General features: G+C 65.7%; 13 protein-coding genes and 1 tRNA gene. 9 read left to right on the top strand and 5 right to left on the bottom strand.

All coding sequences use genetic code 11. From position 1 onward, the window contains the following. Nucleotides 1–45: 45 nt before the first annotated feature. From NWF34_RS19940 to NWF34_RS19930, 3 genes are all read right to left on the bottom strand, one after another. Entirely contained in the window at nucleotides 46–1,134 is a 1,089-nt protein-coding gene (locus tag NWF34_RS19940; protein ID WP_258325911.1) for an isocitrate/isopropylmalate dehydrogenase family protein, read from the bottom strand. Beyond that, nucleotides 1,134–3,881, bottom strand: a complete 2,748-nt coding sequence (gene polA, locus NWF34_RS19935) for a DNA polymerase I (RefSeq protein ID WP_258325910.1) — start codon at nucleotides 3,879–3,881, stop codon at nucleotides 1,134–1,136. Before polA ends, NWF34_RS19940 begins: the two co-directional genes overlap by 1 nt. Nucleotides 3,882–3,960: 79 nt before the next feature. Next, nucleotides 3,961–4,530, bottom strand: a complete 570-nt coding sequence (locus NWF34_RS19930) for a GNAT family N-acetyltransferase (RefSeq protein ID WP_024498730.1) — start codon at nucleotides 4,528–4,530, stop codon at nucleotides 3,961–3,963. Nucleotides 4,531–4,750: 220 nt separating this feature from the next. Between NWF34_RS19930 and NWF34_RS19925 the strand changes: the two genes are divergently transcribed. The 4 genes from NWF34_RS19925 to NWF34_RS19910 are packed head-to-tail and all read left to right on the top strand — an operon-like array spanning nucleotide 4,751 to nucleotide 9,094. Continuing rightward, nucleotides 4,751–6,172: a branched-chain amino acid ABC transporter permease gene (locus tag NWF34_RS19925; protein WP_258325909.1), complete on the top strand. Its 1,422-nt coding sequence runs from the start codon at nucleotides 4,751–4,753 to the stop codon at nucleotides 6,170–6,172. Between the two features lie 3 nt (nucleotides 6,173–6,175). Further along, nucleotides 6,176–7,165: a branched-chain amino acid ABC transporter permease gene (locus tag NWF34_RS19920; RefSeq protein ID WP_159405683.1), complete on the top strand. Its 990-nt coding sequence runs from the start codon at nucleotides 6,176–6,178 to the stop codon at nucleotides 7,163–7,165. Then, the gene (locus tag NWF34_RS19915) at nucleotides 7,158–8,279 is read left to right on the top strand and encodes an ABC transporter ATP-binding protein (RefSeq protein ID WP_024498733.1); all 1,122 of its coding nucleotides are present in this window, start codon (nucleotides 7,158–7,160) and stop codon (nucleotides 8,277–8,279) included. The genes NWF34_RS19920 and NWF34_RS19915 overlap by 8 nt, the downstream gene beginning before the upstream one ends. After that, complete coding sequence (locus NWF34_RS19910; RefSeq protein WP_024498734.1) at nucleotides 8,279–9,094, top strand: ABC transporter ATP-binding protein; 816 nt, start codon at nucleotides 8,279–8,281, stop codon at nucleotides 9,092–9,094. The genes NWF34_RS19915 and NWF34_RS19910 overlap by 1 nt, the downstream gene beginning before the upstream one ends. A 79-nt stretch (nucleotides 9,095–9,173) precedes the next feature. On the opposite strand, the gene NWF34_RS19905 is transcribed toward NWF34_RS19910, so the two are convergent. Both NWF34_RS19905 and NWF34_RS19900 read right to left on the bottom strand, forming a co-directional pair. Beyond that, nucleotides 9,174–10,538, bottom strand: a complete 1,365-nt coding sequence (locus NWF34_RS19905; protein WP_258325908.1) for an ABC transporter substrate-binding protein — start codon at nucleotides 10,536–10,538, stop codon at nucleotides 9,174–9,176. Between the two features lie 167 nt (nucleotides 10,539–10,705). Further along, the gene (locus NWF34_RS19900) at nucleotides 10,706–11,329 is read right to left on the bottom strand and encodes an ANTAR domain-containing response regulator (protein ID WP_159405680.1); all 624 of its coding nucleotides are present in this window, start codon (nucleotides 11,327–11,329) and stop codon (nucleotides 10,706–10,708) included. A gap of 100 nt (nucleotides 11,330–11,429) precedes the next feature. Here NWF34_RS19900 and NWF34_RS19895 point away from each other — a divergent pair. The 5 genes from NWF34_RS19895 to NWF34_RS19875 all read left to right on the top strand — a co-directional run. Continuing rightward, a tRNA-Leu gene (locus tag NWF34_RS19895) sits at nucleotides 11,430–11,503 on the top strand. A 332-nt stretch (nucleotides 11,504–11,835) separates the two neighbouring features. Next, nucleotides 11,836–13,266, top strand: a complete 1,431-nt coding sequence (locus NWF34_RS19890) for a DUF1254 domain-containing protein (RefSeq protein WP_258325907.1) — start codon at nucleotides 11,836–11,838, stop codon at nucleotides 13,264–13,266. A 408-nt stretch (nucleotides 13,267–13,674) separates the two neighbouring features. After that, the gene (locus NWF34_RS19885) at nucleotides 13,675–14,559 is read left to right on the top strand and encodes an alpha/beta hydrolase family protein (RefSeq protein ID WP_024498738.1); all 885 of its coding nucleotides are present in this window, start codon (nucleotides 13,675–13,677) and stop codon (nucleotides 14,557–14,559) included. A 257-nt stretch (nucleotides 14,560–14,816) separates the two neighbouring features. After that, nucleotides 14,817–15,581: an amino acid hydroxylase gene (locus NWF34_RS19880; RefSeq protein ID WP_024498739.1), complete on the top strand. Its 765-nt coding sequence runs from the start codon at nucleotides 14,817–14,819 to the stop codon at nucleotides 15,579–15,581. A 63-nt stretch (nucleotides 15,582–15,644) separates the two neighbouring features. Next, the coding region (locus NWF34_RS19875) for an amino acid adenylation domain-containing protein (protein WP_309148651.1) at nucleotides 15,645–19,357 on the top strand (3,713 nt) is incomplete at its 3' end.

Here is a 19,357-nt window from a genome sequence, read left to right as displayed (position 1 = left end):
TCCCACCGGCTGACCACCCGGAGTTCACGCACGTCCGCGTGCGCGTCACGGGCCGGTCACCCGCCGGACCGCCTCCGCGACGAACTCGGTGGTCGACGCCGTCCCGCCCAGGTCGGCGGTCGCGATCGCGGCCGCGAGGGTGCCGGCGACCGCCGAATCCATGCGGTCGGCAGCCGCTATGAGTCCCGGGTCGTCCGCGATGAGCCCGTAGCGCCGGAACCCCATGGCCACCGACGCGACCATGGCGACGGGATTCGCGACGCCCCGCCCGGCGATGTCCGGGGCGGCTCCGTGGGTGGCCTGCGCCATCACCTGGGTCGTCGAACAGTTCACCGAACCGGCGATCCCGAGCGAGCCGGCGAGTTCGCCCGCCAGGTCGGACAGGATGTCGCCGAAGAGGCTCTCGGTGACGATGACGTCGAAGTCGGCGGGTCGGCGGACGAGCAGCGCCGCCATGGCGTCGACGTGTTGTTCGGTGACCTCCACGTCGGGGAACTCCTTGCCGACCTCCCGGCACGCGTCGCGGAACAGGCCCGTGGTCAGGCGCAGCACGTTCGCCTTGTGCACGATGGTCAGCCGTGCCGGACGACCGGAATCAGCGCGGTCCCGTGCCGCTTCGAAGGCGACCCGCGCGATGCGCTCGCTGGCCGACCGGGTCACGAGCCCCACGGCCAGTGCGACATCCGGGGTCGGCATGAACTCACCGCTGCCCACGGTCATGTTGCGGTCGGCGTAGAGGCCTTCGGAGTTCTCCCGGACGATCAACACATCGATGTCGGGCTTCGTCGCCGGCACGCCCGGAAATGCCTTGGCGGGACGGAGATTGGCGAACAGTCCGTACCTGGTGCGCAGCACCGCCCCCGGGGTGCGGCTGCGGTGCTCGACCGGGTACGACGCCGAATCGTGCGGCCCGACGATCCACAGACCGAGGTCGTCGAGGGCCAACAGCGTCGCATCGGGTACCGCGTCGTCGTGGGAGGCGATGGCGGCGGCACCGAACGGGAGTTCCTCCCAAGCGATCCCGAAGCCCTCCACGGCCGCTGCCGCGTCGGCCACCGTCATCGCGGCCGGCACGACCTCGGGACCGATGCCGTCGCCGATGAGAACACCGACCCGCCTGGGCGAGGAGACCATCAGTGGGCCGCGTCGTCCCAGGACCGACCGAACCCGACCGACACCTCGAGCGGGACCGACAGCGTGATGGCGTTACCCATCTCCTCGCGCACCGCGGCCTCCACCGCGTCCCGCTCGCCGGGCGCCACCTCGACCACGAGTTCGTCGTGGACCTGCAGCAGCACCCGCGATGTCAGCTTCTCCGCGACGAATCGCTTGTGGACGTTGATCATCGCGACCTTGATGATGTCGGCCGCGGTGCCCTGGATGGGTGCGTTGAGCGCCATCCGCTCCGCGGACTGGCGCCGCTGCCAGTTGTCGCTGTTCAGGTCGGGCAGGTAACGCCGGCGGCCGAACAGGGTCGCGGTGTACTCGTTGCGCCGGGCCTCGGCGACCACATCGTGCAGATAGTCACGCACGCCGCCGAAGCGCGCGAAGTACGCCTCCATCTGTTCCTTGGCCTCCTCGCGGCTGATCTTCAGCTGTGCCGCGAGTCCGAAAGCGCTGAGGCCGTAGGCAAGTCCGTACGACATCGCCTTCACGCGGTGACGCATCTCGATGGTCACCTCGTCGATCGGCACCCCGAAGGCACGCGATCCGACGAAGTTGTGCAGGTCCTCGCCGGTGTTGAAGGCCTCGATCAGTCCCTCGTCCTCCGACAGGTGCGCCATGATCCGCATCTCGATCTGGCTGTAGTCGGCGGTCATCAGACTTTCGTAGTTGACGTCGGACGCCTGGTCGGTGCCGACGATGAAGCCGCGGCGGATCTCGCGTCCGGCCTCGGTGCGGACCGGGATGTTCTGCAGGTTCGGCTCGGTCGACGACAACCGGCCGGTGGCCGCGATGGTCTGGTTGAAGGTGGTGTGGATGCGACCGTCGTCCGCCACCGATTTCAGCAGACCATCGACGGTGACCTTCAGCCTCGTGGCGTCGCGATGCTCGAGAAGGTGTGCGAGGAAAGGATGTTCGGTCTTCTCGTACAGCGACTGCAGGGCGTCGGCGTCGGTGGTGTAACCGGTCTTGGTCTTCTTGGTCTTCGGCATGTCGAGCTTGTCGAAGAGCACGGTCTGCAACTGCTTGGGCGAGCCCAGGTTGATCTGTTCGCCGATGACCTCGTAGGCCGATTCCGCGGCTGCACGAATCCGGTCGTTGAACATCTGCGCGAGTGCATTGAAGTGGTCGACGTCGACGGCGATGCCGGCGGCCTCGAGGTCGGCCAGCACGAACGACAGCGGCAGCTCCATCTCGGTCAGCAGCGGCTTGGAGTCGATGCGGTCGAGCTCGATGTCGAGCGTGTCGGCGAGTTCCTGTACCGCCCGCGCCTCGAGCATGTGCTGTTCGGCGACCTTGCCCTCGGTGTCGTCGTCGAGCAGTGACATCTGGCCGTCACCCGCACCCGTGTCGGCGCGCAGTTCCCGGCGCAGATACCGCAGGGCCAGGTCGTCGAGGTTGAAGGTCCGCTGTCCGGGGCGGACGAGATATGCGGCCAGCGAGGTGTCGCTGGTGACCCCGTCGAGCTTCCAGCCGCGCGAGCGCAGCGCGTGCACCGCCCACTTGGCCTCGTGAACAGCCTTCAGCGCGTCGGGATCGGCAAGCCAGTTGGCCAGTACCGCATCGTCTTCCGGCGTCAGCGTGGTCACATCGACGTACGCCGACGAGCCGTCGGCGGCCGCGATCGCCAGACCGGTCGGGTCCGAGCCCACGACGACGTGCGGCGCGGTCACCGCGAGACCCGTTCGGCCGGTTCGGGCGTGTTCGGTGAGCCAGCTCGCGACCTCACCGGCACCGAGGACCGAACCGTCGAGGTCGAATCCGGCTTCGGCCTCGGGCTCAACGGAACTCAGGGTCGAGAACAGGCGGTCGCGCAGGACGCGGAACTCGAGGTCGTCGAAGAGCTGGTGGATTCGGTCGCGATCCCAGCCGACCATCGCGAGGTCGTCGGGGCCGGCCGGCAGTTGCATGTCGCGGATGAGTTCGGTGAGCTGACGGTTGGTCTGCACCGAGGCGAGATGAGCACGCAGGGCGTCGCCGACCTTGCCCTTCACCTCGTCGACGTGATCGACCAGCGAGGCCAGCGAACCGTATTCACGAATCCACTTCGACGCGGTCTTCTCCCCCACCCCGGGGATGCCGGGCAGGTTGTCGCTGGGGTCGCCGCGCAGTGCGGCGTAGTCCGGGTACTGCGCCGGGGTGAGACCGTACTTCTTCTCCACCTCTTCGGGGGTGAAACGCGTGAGGTCCGAGACACCCTTGCGCGGGTAGAGGACCGTGGTCGAGGCGTCGACGAGCTGGAGCGAATCGCGGTCACCGGTGACGATCAGCACCTTGAAACCCTGTTCGCGGGCCTGGGTCGCGAGGGTCGCGATGATGTCGTCGGCCTCGTAGCCCTCGATGGCCATGACCGTGACGCCCAGCGCGTCGAGAACCTCCTTGGTGAGGTCGACCTGCCCGTTGAACTCGTCGGGCGACTTGGAGCGCTGCGCCTTGTACTCCGGGTACATCTCCGAGCGGAACGTCTTCCGCGAGACGTCGAAGGCGGCCGCGATGTGGGTCGGCTCCTCGTCGCGCAGCAGGTTGATCAGCATCGAGGTGAAGCCGTAGACGGCGTTCGTGGTCTGCCCGGAGTGCGTCTTGAAGTTCTCAGCCGGGAGCGCGAAGAACGCCCGATATGCCAGGGAATGTCCGTCGAGGAGCATGAGGACCGGTTGCTTGGTCTTGACCTTGCTGCCGGTACGGGTTGCTGCCGGGGAACTCTGCGCTGGACTCACAGTCGCTGAGTCTAGTGATCCGTTCCGACACCCGGACCCCGCCCGCCGGGTGATCGACTCGGAGGTGGAGGACCAGGTGTCACATCGGGCGGTACATCGCCCAGACCTTCGGGCCGTCGAGCGGCAGTTCGAACTCCTCGGTGACCTGGAAGCCGAACCGCTCGTACAGCGGCACGTTGAGAGCATTGGAGCATTCCAGGTACGCGGGTCCGTCGATCTGCTCGAGCCGGTGCGTCAGCAGCGCCGTGCCGATGCCGGCACCTTTGACCGGGGCACCGATCTGCCCCAGATACCAGTGGGGTTCTTTGGGACGATACTTCGCGAACTCCGTCTCGAGCTTGATCCCGCGGTTGACGCGAGACCCGAGAGTACGGAAGAACTCCCACGACGACACGATCTGAGCCCACGTCGAGATCTTGTGCCCAGGAGGGTCCCAGGCGGCCGCACCGACCGGTTGCCCGTCGCGCATCGCGAGATCGAGCGTCGAACCTCGTCCGTGACTGTGGACCAGCAGCGTGCGGAACATCGCGCGGTGTCGAGACGTGTCGGGGTCCATCCACACCGTCACCGGATCGTCGGCGAAGGCCTGTGCGAGCAACGCACTCGCGAGTTCGACGTCTTTGGTCTGCGTGATGGTCACCGGCACCATCCGACCAGCGTACGGCGCGATCGTCGAGCCGACACGACATTGCGTCGATCGAACCGATCGCGTCGCGCCGCAGATGTAACTTCCGGGAAACGTCGTTGTCGTCACGTGGCGACGATGCTGCGGCTAAGTTCCCCAAGTGACCCGCCGCACAGCAACACCGGCGGGCTCATGCGCCGACCGATGCCAACCCGCACGGGTCAACAGGGAGGTACCACCCTCGATGACAGAGCCTGACCGGCAGGCCCCACTCGTGTCCGATGACCACACCGAACGGATTCACGCGCATCGCACCGAGTGCCAGCCCGCCTGCCAGACCCGTTCACCGTCCTCCCGCCCGCCATCTCGGCGATCACCGACACGCAGGACTTCCACCCGGCGCACCGCATCGACCATCCTGCTGTTCATCGCGGCATCGATCCTGTGCGGGCTGTTCGGGACCCCGTCGGCCGACGCCGCTCCCGACGAGGTGCGGGTCTTCGGCGTCCTGCGGAACGGCACGGAGAAGGTCGCGGGTGTGAAACTCGAGGCCAAGGACGCCGCCGGCAGCGTCGTCGGGACGGCGACCTCGTCCGCGACCGGCGCCTGGTCGGTCATGGTCCCACCCGGAAAGTACACGATCGTCGTCGACACCGGTTCTCTCCCAGACGATGTCGAGGTCCAGAAGTCCGAGTTACCGGTCGATGTCAGCGGTGGGACCGCCCGGCCGGTCATCTTCTCGTTCGGCGAGGTCCGAACCGGCACCGAGGTGTCGGCGGTCTCCGAACTCACGCGCCTGGCGATCGACGGCATCCGCTTCGGCCTCATCATCGCCATCACCGGCGTCGGGCTCAGCCTGATCTTCGGTACGACGGGCCTGACCAACTTCGCCCACGGGGAGCTGGTGACACTGGGAGCCGTCGTCGCGTGGGTGTTCAACGTGAGGGTCGGGCTGCAGCTGATACCGGCGACGATCCTCGCCGTCATCGTCGGCGTCGGCATCGGCATCCTGAACGAGCTCGGCCTCTGGAGACCGTTGCGACGACGACGAACCGGGCTGATCGCCATGCTCGTCGTGTCGATCGGTCTGGCCCTGGTGATGCGGTATCTGATCCTGATCTTCTTCTCCGACCGGGCCGAACCATTCGACGACTATCAGGCGCAGACCCAGATCGGGTCGGGTCCGTTCGCGATCACACCGGTCAATCTCGCCTGCATCATCATCTGCATCGTCGTGCTGCTCGGCGTGGCTCTGCTGTTGCAGCGCACCAGGATCGGCAAGGCGATGCGCGCCGTCGCCGACAACAAGGATCTCGCCGAGTCGTCGGGCATCGACGTCGACCGCGTCATCCTGTTCGTGTGGGCACTCGCCGGCGGGCTGGCAACGCTCGGCGGCGTGATGTTCGCGCTCTCCGAACTCGGTGGCCGCGTGCAGTGGGAAATGGGTTTCAAGCTCCTGCTGCTGATGTTCGCGGGCATCACCCTCGGCGGTCTCGGCACCGCCTACGGCGCGCTGCTCGGCTGCCTCATCGTCGGACTGCTCGTCCAGCTGTCGACGTACATCCTCAGTCCCGACCTCAAATACATCGGCGGCCTGTTGATCCTGATCATCATCCTGACCATCCGGCCCCAGGGCATTCTCGGGTCGCGAGCGAGGATCGGCTGACCCATGGACATCATCTCCGCGCTACAGATTGCACTCGCGCAGCTCGTCGGCCCGTCGGCGATCTTCTACGCTCTGCTGGCCATCGGTCTCAACCTGCACTTCGGCTATGCCGGGCTGCTCAACTTCGGCCAGATCGCCTTCGCGCTCCTCGGCGGCTACGGCGTCGGCATCATGGCCGTCAACTACGACCAGCCACTGTGGCTGGGCGCCATCGTGGGAATCGCCGCCGCCGGCATGCTCGCGGTGGTCCTCGGCATCCCGACGCTACGTCTGCGAGCGGACTATCTGGCGATCGTGACGATCGCCGCGTCGGAGATCCTGCGACTGGTGTTCCGTTCGACGTCGGCCGACGATTTCACCCACTCCACCAACGGCATCTACGGATACGCGAGCGGTTTCTTCACGATCAGCCCGTTCGACAACGGCAAGCAGTACTCGTTCCTCGGGGTCACATTCCTCGGTGGCGACCTGTGGTCGATGGTGGTGGGCTGGATCGTCGTCGGTCTCCTCTGCCTCATGGTCTATCTCCTCGTGCGCAGCCCGTGGGGGCGTGTACTCAAGGCGGTGCGCGAAGACGAGGACGCGGCCCGTTCGCTCGGCAAGAACGCCTACTTCTTCAAGATGCAGGCGCTGATCCTCGGCGGTTGCATCGGCGGCCTCGCAGGCGTGTTCAACGCGCTTGCAACGCAATCGATCAACCCCGACTTCTACTCGACCGCCCAGACCTTCTTCGCCTACGGCGCACTGATCCTCGGCGGTGCGGCGACCGTGTTCGGACCGGTTCTCGGTGCGATGCTCTTCTGGTTCCTCCTTGCCATCCCCGACGCACTGCTGCGCCAGGCGACGGCCGGCGACGACCCCCTGCTCGACCTGTCGGCACAGCAGGTCGGCGCGATCCGCTACGTGCTGCTCGGTCTGGCGATCATTCTGATGATGGTGTTCCGGCCCCAGGGACTCCTCGGCAACAAGAGGGAGGTGCAACTCGATGCCTGATGACGGTCGCCATACGGCTCACGACGACGAACCCTCGACGCCCACCGGATCGGCCGCCGGGGTCACGGTCGACGGGACAGACCCCGACATCGCCGACACCAGGGCGACGCGCCGCGACCTCAAGACGCTGTCCGCTCCCGAACGTTCGCGCCTGTTCGCCGACGTCTCACCCGAACCCGGGTCCGCCAAACCCGACCCGATCATCGTGGTGGACAACATCTCTCGCACCTTCGGGGGGATCAAGGCCGTCCAGGTGGATCACCTGGAGGTGCAGCGCGGGGCCATCACCGGTCTCATCGGCCCCAACGGCGCCGGCAAGACCACCTTCTTCAACCTGATCACCGGTTTCGACAAGCCTGATTCCGGTACCTGGTCGCTCAACGGCGAATCCCTCGGCCGGATGGTTCCGCACCAGGTCGCCCGACGGGGCATGGTCCGTACCTTCCAGCTGACGAAGGCACTGTCGAAGCTGTCGGTGCTCGACAACGTCAAACTCGGTGCGACAGGGCAGCGTGGCGAGCATTTCCTCGCCGCCCTCGCACCGTGGACGTGGCGCAAGCAGGAGGCCGAGATCACCGAGCGCGCCCACGAACTGCTGCGTCGGTTCAAGCTCGACGCCAAGGCGGGCGACTTCGCCGGGTCGCTCTCGGGTGGGCAGCGCAAGCTGCTGGAGATGGCGCGCGCGCTGATGACCGATCCGGAGATAGTGATGCTCGACGAGCCGATGGCGGGTGTGAACCCGGCTCTGACGCAGAGCCTGCTCGAACACATCAAGTCGCTGCGGGACGAGGGCGTCACAGTGGTGTTCGTCGAACACGACATGGACGTGATCCGCAACATCAGCGACTGGGTCGTGGTGATGGCCCAGGGACAGATCATCGCCGAATCCCTGCCGGATCGCCTGGGCGACAACGAGGCCGTCGTCGACGCCTATCTCGGGGGGCATCACGATCAGGCGCTGGAGTTCGACGACCGGGGGCAACCGGTCGGCGCGACCGCCGTGCTCGCGGAGAAGGTCGAGGCGGCCATCGAGGCCACTCTGGAGGTGGGCGGCGATCTGTCGGAGGTCACCGAGTTACCGCCCACCATCGCGGACGAGAAGGAGGCGCAGTGATGAGCACCGGTTCGGACGCCGGGTCGCTGACGCCGGCACAGCTCGCGGCCACGCCGGAGGAACACCGCAGGCTCGCCACGAATGCCCTGCTACGTGCCGACGACATCACCGCCGGCTACCTACCGGGCATCAACATTCTCGAGGAGTGCAACTTCTTCCTGGACGACGGCGAGATCGTGGGCATCATCGGGCCCAACGGTGCCGGCAAGTCGACACTGCTCAAGACCCTGTTCGGGCTGATCCCGGTGCGAGAGGGCTCGGTCACCCTACGGGGCGACGACATCACGTCGGCCAAGGCCCACGTCCTCGTCGACAAGGGCGTCGGGTATGTCCCGCAGACGCAGAACGTGTTCCCCGCGTTGTCGATCGAAGAAAACCTCGAGATGGGCGTCTACCTGCGTCCGAAGACCTTCGTCAAGCGGTTCGAGTTCGTCTCGGAACTGTTCCCGCTGCTGGCCGAACGCCGAAAGGTCAAGGCGGGTGCGCTGTCCGGCGGCGAACGACAGATGGTCGCGATGGGACGTGCGCTGATGATGGATCCGGCGGTGCTGCTGCTCGACGAGCCGTCGGCCGGCCTGTCCCCCATGTTCCAGGACGAGGTGTTCATCCGCTGCAAGGCGATCAACGCCACCGGCGTCTCGATCATCATGGTCGAGCAGAACGCCCGCCGCTGCCTCCAGATCTGCGACCGCGGTTACGTTCTCGACCAGGGCCGCAACGCCTACACCGACACCGGCCGCAACCTCGCGAACGACCCCAAGATCATCGAGCTCTATCTGGGCACCCTGGCGGGCAGCTCGGAGAAGAAGAAGTAGCGTCGCTCACCGGATCTCATGAGCGGACAGACGCAGGGACCCTCGGCTCGCGAGCCGAGGGTCCCTGGTTCCGTTGTGGCTACTGCGCGGCCACTGACACGTACTTGCGGGTCGGGGTCAGCAGCTTGTTGTCCCCGTCGAACTCGAGGACACCGTACGAGCCGACGCTGGGCTCACCGGCGGCGTTGAACGCCAGGTTGCCGGTCTTGCCGACGTAGGCGATCGTCTTGCCGCTCTTCAGCAGGTCCAGGCAGGCCTGGTACGAGTCGCAGTCCTCGTCGCCGTTGGTCACGCCGATGATGTCGGCGGCGATGGTGCGACCGTCGGTCGACTTGGCCGCTGTCGCCGCGAGGGCACTCAGCACCGCGGCGTCGTAGCTCTCACCCGAGTAGTTGTAATCGATGAGCTCGGGATCGAGCTCCTTGAGGGCGGACTGGAACTCACCGCTGGTCTGCGTGAGCGGCGTGGTGCCCTTCATGCCCTTGAGCAGACCGGAACCGACCGATTGGCCCAGCGCGTTGCCCATGTTCCCGTCGACGCCGTACACGAGCTTGCCGTCGCTCGGCCCGATGCCGACCTCGTGCATACGGGTCAGGATCTTGGCGCTCTCCTCGAACCCGATGAGCGCGATGCCATCCGGGTTGAAGTTCTTCACCTGGTCGACCTCGGCGTTGAACGACTGGGCGTTCGGGTCGTAGATGATCTTCTGGATCTGGTCGGCGGGCACACCGGCGGCCTCCAGGTCACGAACGGTGTTGTCGGCCAGGCCTGTTCCGTACGGGTCGTTGAGCGCGAGGACCGACACGCGCTGAACGCCGTCTTCGGCCATCGTCTGCGAGAGTGCCTGTGCCTGCAGGACATCCGCGGGAGCGGTACGGAAGTACTGACCCTTGTCCTGATAGCAGGTGAACTCGTCGGAGGTGTTGGCCGGCGAGAACACGACGGCGCCCGCGTTGGCGATCTTGTCGATGACCTTCAGCGACACCGAGGACGACGCCGCGCCGATGATCACCTGGGTACCGGCGGACAGTTCGCGGTCGACAGTGGCGTTGGCCGTGTCGGTGGTGGTGTCGCCGGAGTCGCCGGTGACCAGCGCAACGGGCTGATCGAGCACACCGCCGGCGGCGTTGATGTCTTTGATGGCGAGGTTGACGCCGGCGACCATGGGCGGTCCCAGGAAGGCCAGGGAGCCGGTCTCGGGGAGCAGCGTTCCGATCTTCAGCGGCGCGGTGCTCGCCGGTCCCGGGGTGGCCTTCGGCGGATTACAGGCCAGTTTCTGGGCGAGGCCCGGTCCGGGAGGCGCGGGCGTGGACTCGACAGCTGCGCTCGCCGACCCTCCCGAGCCTTCGTCGGAACCGGAGTCAGAGCTGCTGCAGCCGGCGACGACGAGCGCTGCCGCCGCCGTCATGACCACCGCCCCGCTCGTCAGGAAACGAAAGGACATCGGTGTTCTCCTTGCGATTGGAGGTATCCCACGAAGGCGGCGCATCGACATCGACGCATCGAACCGCGCCTCGCTGGAAGAAAGCTAGCGCGATCTTGTTGCCCCTGCGTAAAGACAGTGAAACTGACTTGCGCGCACAGGCATTGCGTCAACGGACCCTCGGTCGCTCAGTTCGCTCCGAGGGTCTCCACCACCACCTGGGCCACGGCTTTCATCGTGGTCCGACGGTCCATCGCAGCGCGCTGGATCCATTTGAACGCCTCGGGCTCCGACAGCCCCTGTTTCTGCATGAGCAGACCCTTGGCACGTTCGACGAGCTTGCGGGTTTCGAGGCGCTCGTTCATCGTCGCGACCTCACGCTCGAGCAGCTTGAGCTCGTGATAGCGGCTGACGGCGACCTCGATGGCGGGCACCAGGTCGGCCTTGGTGAACGGTTTGACCAGGTAGGCCATGGCACCGGCGTCGCGCGCCTTCTCGATGAAGTCGCGCTGGCTGAAGGCGGTGAGCATGACCACCGGCGCCAGCCGCTTCTCCGCGATCTCGGTCGCCGCGTCGATGCCGTCCCGGATGGGCATCTTGATGTCCATGATCACCAGGTCGGGCCTCAGCGACTCGGTGAGCTCGACGGCGACCTGCCCGTTGGGGGCCTCGCCCACGACGTCGTAGCCCTCTTCACGGAGCATCTCGATGAGATCCATGCGGATCAACGAGTCGTCCTCGGCCACCAGAACCCGGTGTGTCTTCGTGGTCTCACCAGCTGTTGTCGTCGCACTGTCGGTCACCGTCACCATCCCCTCCTCCACGCCATAGTTGCTCCGAAAGAGTACCGGCTGCCGGCCCGGTCGGCCGATCATCTAAAGTTGGCTCCTGCACGGGGCAACCCGAGCACTGGCCCCCGTAGCCCAATTGGCAGAGGCAACGGATTCAAAACCCGTCCAGTGTGAGTTCGAGTCTCACCGGGGGCACTGCAGAGGCAGAGTATGAATCTGCTGGTCGATGTATTCCCACGCAACGTAGAAACGAGCAGCTGGGCCGCAAAGTCTTGCGCTTCCTTCTTGATGCGGAGTCCCCGGCGGGTCGTCTGCCGGTTCTCTGGCGTTCGATAGGTAACCCGTTAGCGGACACCGGACTTCGTGCTGTAGCGGTCGACGGACGCCACCATTCCCGATCCGTCACGTGTTCCCTCGTCGATCCGGCAGACAGGGCGGGCCGAGACGGCGCATCCTGAGTGGGTGGCGGGAGCCGTGGGGTCGGCGGCGGAGAATCTCGGCAAGGGCTATCGACTCAGGAGGACTCGATGACCTCACACGTGAACCGAACCCCGATTCCGCCCGGCATCGAGATGCCGGATGAGGTCCACACCCGGTTGGGCACGCTGCGGTTCTTCGACGGAGTCCCGGACGACGAGACGACCCGGACACTGTTCGACAACCTGGACTTCCAGCGGGCGGTGCAGGCGTACCTGCTGGCGGAGCATCCGGTGTCTTGGGGGGCGTGGCGCCGAGGGCTGTCGCGCTGGGGCCCGGCCAACACCACGATGGCGCTCTGGGAGGACCTGTGCCACCCGTGCACCGTCGGACCGACGATGCACACGACCGTCGTCTACTTCTACATGTGGATCGACCTCCACGACGGACCCATCGTCCTGGAAGCCCCTCCCGACGTGTACGGCCTGATCGACGACTCGTGGGGGCGATGGGTCGTCGACATCGGCGCGACCGGACCCGACAAGGGCCAGGGCGGCAAGTACCTGTTCCTGCCGCCTGCATACGACGGCGAGGTCCCGGACGGCTACTTCGTGTTGCGGTCCCGTAGCTACGGGTTGGTCCTCGTCTCGCGCGGTTTCCGCGACGAGCATGGCGACCCGCATCCGGCCGCCGACATGATCAAGGCGAAGGCCCGGGCTTACCCCCTGGCTCAGGCCGACGACCCGCCGCCAATGCGATTCGTGAACGTCTCCTTCGAGCCGTGGGTCACCATCCCGGCCGCCGACTACCAGTACTGGGAGCTGCTCAACGAGGTGGTCCAGTCCGACCCGCCGGAGTCATCCGACCCGGTCACGCTGGGGATGTTCGCCGCCGTCGGCATCCAGCACGGCAAACCGTTCGACCCCGACGAGCGGATGCGGGCAATCCTGACCGAGGCAGCCGCGGTCGGCGATGCGACCGCCCGCGCGCTCCTCTACCGGATCCGCCAGCCCGAGGCACGCTACTACCCGGACGGCGCCTGGCGGGTCTTCCTCTTCGCCGGCTACCAATTGCAGGACAATGGCGCCGCCATGCTCGACACCGGTGCCGCCCTCGGCTTCATCGGGAGCGGATCAAGTCCGGCGTACCTGACGGAAATGGTCGGCGCCGGATCGCAGTATGTGACGGCGTTCGTCGATGCCACCGGTGTGCCCTTCGACGGCGGCAGGACCTACCGGCTGCACGTCCCGCCGAACGTACCGGTCAACAACTTCTGGTCGATCGTCGTCTACGACACCCAGACCCGGTCGATGCTGCAGACCAACCAGGAATGGCCCACCGTTGCCAGCGACCGCGACATGATCTCGAACGAGGACGGCTCAGTCGACGTCCACTTCGGTCCCGAACAGCCCGAGGGAAGCCGCAACTGGATCCAGACCCTGCCCGGCAAGAGCTGGTTCGCGATAGTCCGGCTCTACGGTCCGCTGGAACCGTGGTTCGACAAGACATGGAGACTGCCCGACATAGAACCGGTCGGGTAACGCCACTGGTGCGTCGTCAGCCCGTCCACGTGTTCGATGAAATTCACACGCGCACAGCTGGTTTCCATTCATTTGAACGGCAAATCCGCCGTCATTACGCACCGGTTCGCCGACGATCGCGGTGTAGACGACAGCGCGTTCACAGCAGCCGTGCACCCCGCTCAACACTGCATCACGAAATTCGCGCCGGGACCATTCCCGCGGCGGCTACGATTCCGGGATGTATGAACAGAACGCTCGGCGGCGTGTACCTGCTTGCAGCGAATCGGTCCGATGACGGTGCGCCGGCGGGGCCCACTGTTGATGGCCGTCGGCGCGTGGATGGTGGTCTGCGCGATGGCCGCATCTTCCACGGTTGCATTCGCAGCGCCCAACCCGGCAGGACCAGTTGGGTCGGATCGATCCGCTGTGGTGTCCGTGACGGCTCTGGGCGGACGCCAGTTCGCGGTGACGGTGTATTCGGCGGCGATGAATCGCCGGATACCGCTGTGGGTGTCGCACCCGAATGCGTCGGCACCCGCGCTGTATCTCCTCAACGCCGTCGACGGCGGCGAGGGCGGGGGCGCGTGGACCGGACGAACCGACGTGGCCTCGTTTTTCGCTGACAAGAACGTCAACGTGGTGATCCCGATGGGAGGCCGCGCCAGCTACTACACCGATTGGCAACATCACGATCCCGTCTTGGGCACCAACAAATTGGCGACGTTCCTGACCCGCGAGTTGCCGCCATTGCTCAACGCCAGATTCTCCATGACCGGTCGAAATGCAGTTGCCGGATTGTCGATGTCGGCGACCTCGGCCCTGGACCTGGCGGCCCATGCACGCGGGCTCTATCAGGCGGTGGGTTCCTACAGCGGCTGCACACGCATGAGCGACCCCGTGGTGCAGGCGTCGGTGTACGCGGAGTTGGCGATCTTCGGCGCCAATGCGGCCAACATGTGGGGTCCACCCGGCGATCCTGCGTGGGCCGACCACGATGTGACGCTGCACGCGGATCGACTGCGTGGCACCCACGTGTACATTTCGGTCGGCACCGGCCTTCCGGGCCCGCACGAAACACCCAATGCGCCGGGGATCGGCGGCAATGTCGGTGCGCTGGTCGATCGAGTTGTCGTCGGCGGAGCGTTGGAGGCGTTTGTCAATCAGTGCACGCGGCCATTGGTGGACCGCTTACGTGCCCTGCGCATCCCGGTGACTGTGGGCATGCCTGCGGCCGGCACACACTCATGGCCGTACTGGCAAGACCAGCTGCACAGATCTTGGCCCACACTGGCTGCCGCGATCGGCGCATGAGCCGAATCCCGAAACGTGTCGCAGATCGGCCACATTCAAAGCGCCCATTTCGCACATTCCGGACGACATCGCTGGTTTCGCAAAACATTTCGCCGGGTACTGCTTTCTCCAGATGTTGTCAGTCTGTGGTGAGTTCGCAGCACGGGTGGCAAGATTACCGTTCATAATCGGAGAACCCGAACACATTTGAGCTGAGCGTCAACAGGAGCAACTGAGACTGGCAGGAAGATTCCAGCAACGAGAAAGTACCGATTGCGATGACAGCATGTCTCGATATCCGAGCCGAGCGCGAGCGGGTCACCCGCGCGTTTCGCCCGGGGCGACCGTTGCCCGATTTTGGCTACAGCAGCGAAGAGGACGCCTTGTGGTCGCGTGTGTTCGCGACCCTTCGCGGCATGCATGAGGATCTCAGCTGCATGGCGTATCAGGGGGCCGCACAACGCGTGAAGCTGCCCACCGGCCGGGTGCCGCAGCTCAGTGAGGTCTCACGTACCCTTCGGTCCTTGACCGGCTTCGAGCTCGCACCGGCGATGGGGGCAGTACCGGGCCCGCTGTTCTACGGACCACTTGCCAAGGGCATTCTCACGTCAACCCCGGATGTGCGCCCGGTCACGGAGCAATCATTCTCGCCTGACCCCGATGTCATTCATGAACTGGTCGGCCATGGGGTGATGCTTGCCGATCCGGAGTTCGCGGAGCTGTACCGCCGGTTCGGACGAGCTGCCTTACACGCCGACTCTGACGAGGTGCGGACGGCGATCTCACGGTTGTTCTGGTTCACCATGGAGGTCGGCCTGGTCATCGAGAACGGCCGCCCGCGAGCGTGTGGTGCCGCCATCTTGTCCTCGGTTGCAGAGATGGAGTCTTTCGAGGATGCGGAGTTGAGAGACTTCCGGGTCGAGGATGTCATTGCCAGCGACATCGACGACAGCATCTGTCAGCCAGTGCTGTATGTCGCCGATTCGGTCAGCCAGATGATGGACGCCGTTGAACGTTTCCTCGCAGCTGGTGCCGAACTGTGACAGTGCAATCAAGCACAGTCGCCGTCGCTGACGCCCTCGCCGTCGAGCGCTGAGGACTTTGCCGTGCTGGACCTGTCGGGCGACGTGCGCCAGAATGGCAGCGCGATACCGGCGGCGAGCACCTTCGAATTGTCGGTCGCGCAGTCCGAACTGTGGATGGCGCAACAACTTCACCCGCGCACGCCGTTCTCCATTTCTCAGTATGCCGATCTGCACGGACCCGTCGATCTCGAACTGCTACAGGACTGTTGGCGACGGGCCGGTCGAGAATTGCAGTCGCCACATGTGCGTTTCACGGTCGTCGGTGGTAGGCCGCGCCAATACGTCGACCATGATCTACCGGCGGGGTTCGACTGCATCGATGTGAGCGATCAACCCGATCCAGACCATGCCACTCGTGTCTGGATGAGCAACGACCTTGAGGCCGCCATCGACTTGTCGGGTCCCGATGTCACCAGGACGGTGATATTCACCCTCGGTCCCGACCGATACCGCTGGTGCGCGCGCAGCCACCATATTGCGATGGACGGCTTCGGCGCCGCGCAACTATCGCAGCGAACGGCCGAACTGTACTCCGCCGCAACCGAAGGTACGGCCGCTCCACCGTGTCGGGCGATGCTACTGACCGAGATTGTGGCGACCGAGCAGCGGTATCGGTGCTCGCCACGATTCGACGCCGACCGCGCGTACTGGGCTGGGCAGCTCGCCGGTCTGGATCACATCACCAAGCTGACCGATCGGTACGCTGCACCGTCGACAAGGCCGCATTCGGCGCAGGCAACGGTTGATGCAGCAGCAACGGCGCGGCTCGATGCCGTGGCCGGCCGGTACGGCACCGGAATGGCAGAGGTGTTGGTCGCGGCAGCAGTCGGGTTCCTGGCGCACATGACCGGTGACCGCGATGTCACAGTGTCACTGCCGGTGGCCGCCAGAACCACCGGGGCACTGCGTCGATCGGCGGGGATGGTCTCGAACGTGGTGCCCATACGCGTGCGAGGCGTAGCCGAGAGCACGGTCGCTGAACTGGTGCAACAGGTGCGCCTGACCATCATCGGCGCGTTGCGGCACCAACTGTATCGCCACGAAGACCTGCTCCGCGACCACGGTGTGGGGCTGGCCGGTCGCAGTGGCTATGGTCCGCTGATCAACGTCCTCACCCTTCCCGAGAGCATCGGCTTCGGTGGCGCCCGCGGTCGGGCGCACCTGCTCTCGGCCGGGCCGGTAGAAGATCTGTCGGTCAGCTGCTACCGAGTCGGTACCGGACCCCTCAGCATCGATTTTCATGCCAACCCCGCCCTGTACACCGCAGATGAGCTGGATCGGTATCACCAGCAGTTCATGGACTGGTTGTCCCGATTCCTGCGGGCTTCGGCCGGGGAGAAGGTGTTCGCACTCAGGGCCGGCACACGGAGCGTCGCGGCCCCGCAGTCCCGGCGTCGGTCGCGGTTGCTGCCGGAGCTGCTGGCGGCCGGGATCGGTGCCGGTGAACGGATTGCACTGAGCGGGCCGGACCGGTCGGTGTCGTATCGCGAACTCGACGAGGTGACCGCACAGTGGGCACGTGAGCTGACAGCACGTGGGGCCGGTCCGGAAGTCGTTGTAGCGGTGGCCTTGTCCCGATCGGTGGAATCGGTCATGGCGCTGTGGGCGGTAGCCCGGGCAGGGGCGGTGTTCTTCCCGGTGAATCCCACCGATCCGCCGGCGCGGGTGACGAAGCTGATTGCAGATTCTGGGGCGATGTCGGGAATCACCCTCACCAGATGGTGCACACTGCTGGACGCCACGGCGGTGGATTGGTTGCTACTCGACAGCGACGAATTCACCTGCGCCGCAGCAACACAGCCGGTTGTGGCAGTGACCGATGCGGATCGGACACGGCCGCTGCGCGCCGCTCACCCCGCTTATCTGATCTACACCTCCGGATCCACCGGCGAGCCGAAGGGTGTGCTCAGCACTCACGAGGGCCTGCCGGCACTGAGTGACGAACTGCTCGCTCGGGGCCGGATTCGCCCGGAATCGGTGGTGCTGCTGGCGCATTCACCCTTCTGCGACGCGTCGATGCTCGAATACCTCTCCGCATTCGTGTCCGGTGCGAAGCTGGTCGTGCCGGCCCCGGACATCGTGGCCGGCGAACAACTCTCCCAGGTGATCGAGCAGGAGGCGATCACCCATTTGAACGTCACGCCGACCATTTTGGCGACACTCGACCCGCATCGACTGACGTCGCTGCAATGCGTCACCGTCGGCGGCGACAAATGCCCACCGGCACTTGCAGGCCGCTGGGCCACCCGGGTGCCCATGTTCAATTCCTACGGCCCGACCGAAGCCACTGTGATCGTGACCCACACCGGTGCGCTCGATCCCAACGCGACCATGACGATCGGCGGGGCACTCCCCGGAGTGCAGACTCTCGTGCTGGATGCCAGGCTCGGCCTCGCACCGCCCGGGGCCCGCGGCGAACTCTATGTCGCCGGTGACGCGTTGGCGCGAGGCTATCTGGGACGGCCCGCGACCACGGTCCATTGTTACGTGGCAAACCCGTACGGCCCCGAGGGAACCCGAATGTATCGCACCGGTGATGTGGTTCGCGAGCAGCCGGACGGCACCCTGGAGTACCTCGGACGAAGCGATCTCCAGATCTCGCTACGCGGGCAGCGCATCGAACCGTCCGAAGTCGAGCGTGCTCTGACCGCGGACGAGGCAGTTGATCAGGCCGTGGTGCGGATGTGGACGTCCGACACACTCGGCGACCGGTTGATCGGTTATGTCGTCGCGGCTGATGGCGACGGCTTCGACCGCGCCGCCGTGTTGGCGCGGTTGCGGACGGTGTTGCCGCCGGCCATGGTTCCGGCAGCGTTGGTGCCGCTGACCGCGATACCGATCAACCCCGGCAGCGGTAAGGCCGACCGATCCGCACTGCCTGATCCACAAGTGCTGGCGCGTCCCGCATTTCGCCCGCCGCAAACACAGATCGAGCACATCGTGGCAGCGGCGATCGCCGAAGTGACCGGACACTCGCTCGTCGGTCTGGACGACAATTTCTTCGAACTCGGTGGCAATTCGCTGCTGGGAGTGGATCTGTGTCAACGATTGTCGGAGCAGAGCGGCACCGCGGTGGCGATGTCGTCGTTGTTCACCCCGACGGTGGGCACCTTGGCAGCCGCCATCGAGTCCTCGGCGACGGTCGGCACGAACAGTGATCCGACGGCAGGTGTGTCCGCGCTGGAGACAATTCTTCCGTTGCGTGGCACCGGTTCAGGGACGCCGTTGATCTGCCTGCATTCCGCCGTGCCGCTGTCGTGGTGTTACACCGGCTTGCTGCAATACGTCAGCGACCGGCCGATCTACGGGCTGCAGTCCCCAGCCATCGCCGCCGGAGGGCAGCGGTGGCGAACCGTCGAGGAGTTGGCGCAGGTATACCTCGACGAGCTCACCCGTGTGCAACCACAGGGGCCCTACCACCTGTTGGGATGGTCGCTGGGCGGGCAACTCGCGCACGCGCTTGCCATCGGGCTACGCGCTCGTGGGCATGACGTGGATTTGCTCATCATGCTCGACAGCGTCGTGTTCGCCGACGGCACACCCCGACCGCCATCGCCGACGCTGCGCGATCTGATCACCCACCTACAAGGCAACGAGACAGACACTCCTGACAGCAGGCCGCTGGCCATCGACGACGCAGTCGATCTGCTCGCCCACACCACCGGGCCGGGCCGGGGGTTGACCCGTCAGCAGCTCGAGCGCCTGCACCAAGGATATGTCGACTGCGTTGGCAT

The organism is Gordonia sp. GONU (assembly GCF_024733855.1).
Lineage (GTDB): Bacteria > Actinomycetota > Actinomycetes > Mycobacteriales > Mycobacteriaceae > Gordonia > Gordonia amicalis.
The sequence above is the reverse complement of the archived record's forward strand: the minus strand, read 5'-3'. Positions and strand labels throughout refer to the sequence as shown.

Bases quoted from the DNA above. Each gene is read 5' to 3' on its own strand.
- NWF34_RS19940 (WP_258325911.1), bottom strand. From the start codon at position 1,134: ATGGTCTCCTCGCCCAGGCGGGTCGGTGTTCTCATCGGCGACGGCATC.
- NWF34_RS19930 (WP_024498730.1), bottom strand. From the start codon at position 4,530: ATGGTGCCGGTGACCATCACGCAGACCAAAGACGTCGAACTCGCGAGT.
- NWF34_RS19925 (WP_258325909.1), top strand. From the start codon at position 4,751: ATGACAGAGCCTGACCGGCAGGCCCCACTCGTGTCCGATGACCACACC.
- NWF34_RS19920 (WP_159405683.1), top strand. From the start codon at position 6,176: ATGGACATCATCTCCGCGCTACAGATTGCACTCGCGCAGCTCGTCGGC.
- NWF34_RS19915 (WP_024498733.1), top strand. From the start codon at position 7,158: ATGCCTGATGACGGTCGCCATACGGCTCACGACGACGAACCCTCGACG.
- NWF34_RS19910 (WP_024498734.1), top strand. From the start codon at position 8,279: ATGAGCACCGGTTCGGACGCCGGGTCGCTGACGCCGGCACAGCTCGCG.
- NWF34_RS19905 (WP_258325908.1), bottom strand. From the start codon at position 10,538: ATGTCCTTTCGTTTCCTGACGAGCGGGGCGGTGGTCATGACGGCGGCG.
- NWF34_RS19900 (WP_159405680.1), bottom strand. From the start codon at position 11,329: ATGGTGACGGTGACCGACAGTGCGACGACAACAGCTGGTGAGACCACG.
- NWF34_RS19890 (WP_258325907.1), top strand. From the start codon at position 11,836: ATGACCTCACACGTGAACCGAACCCCGATTCCGCCCGGCATCGAGATG.
- NWF34_RS19880 (WP_024498739.1), top strand. From the start codon at position 14,817: ATGACAGCATGTCTCGATATCCGAGCCGAGCGCGAGCGGGTCACCCGC.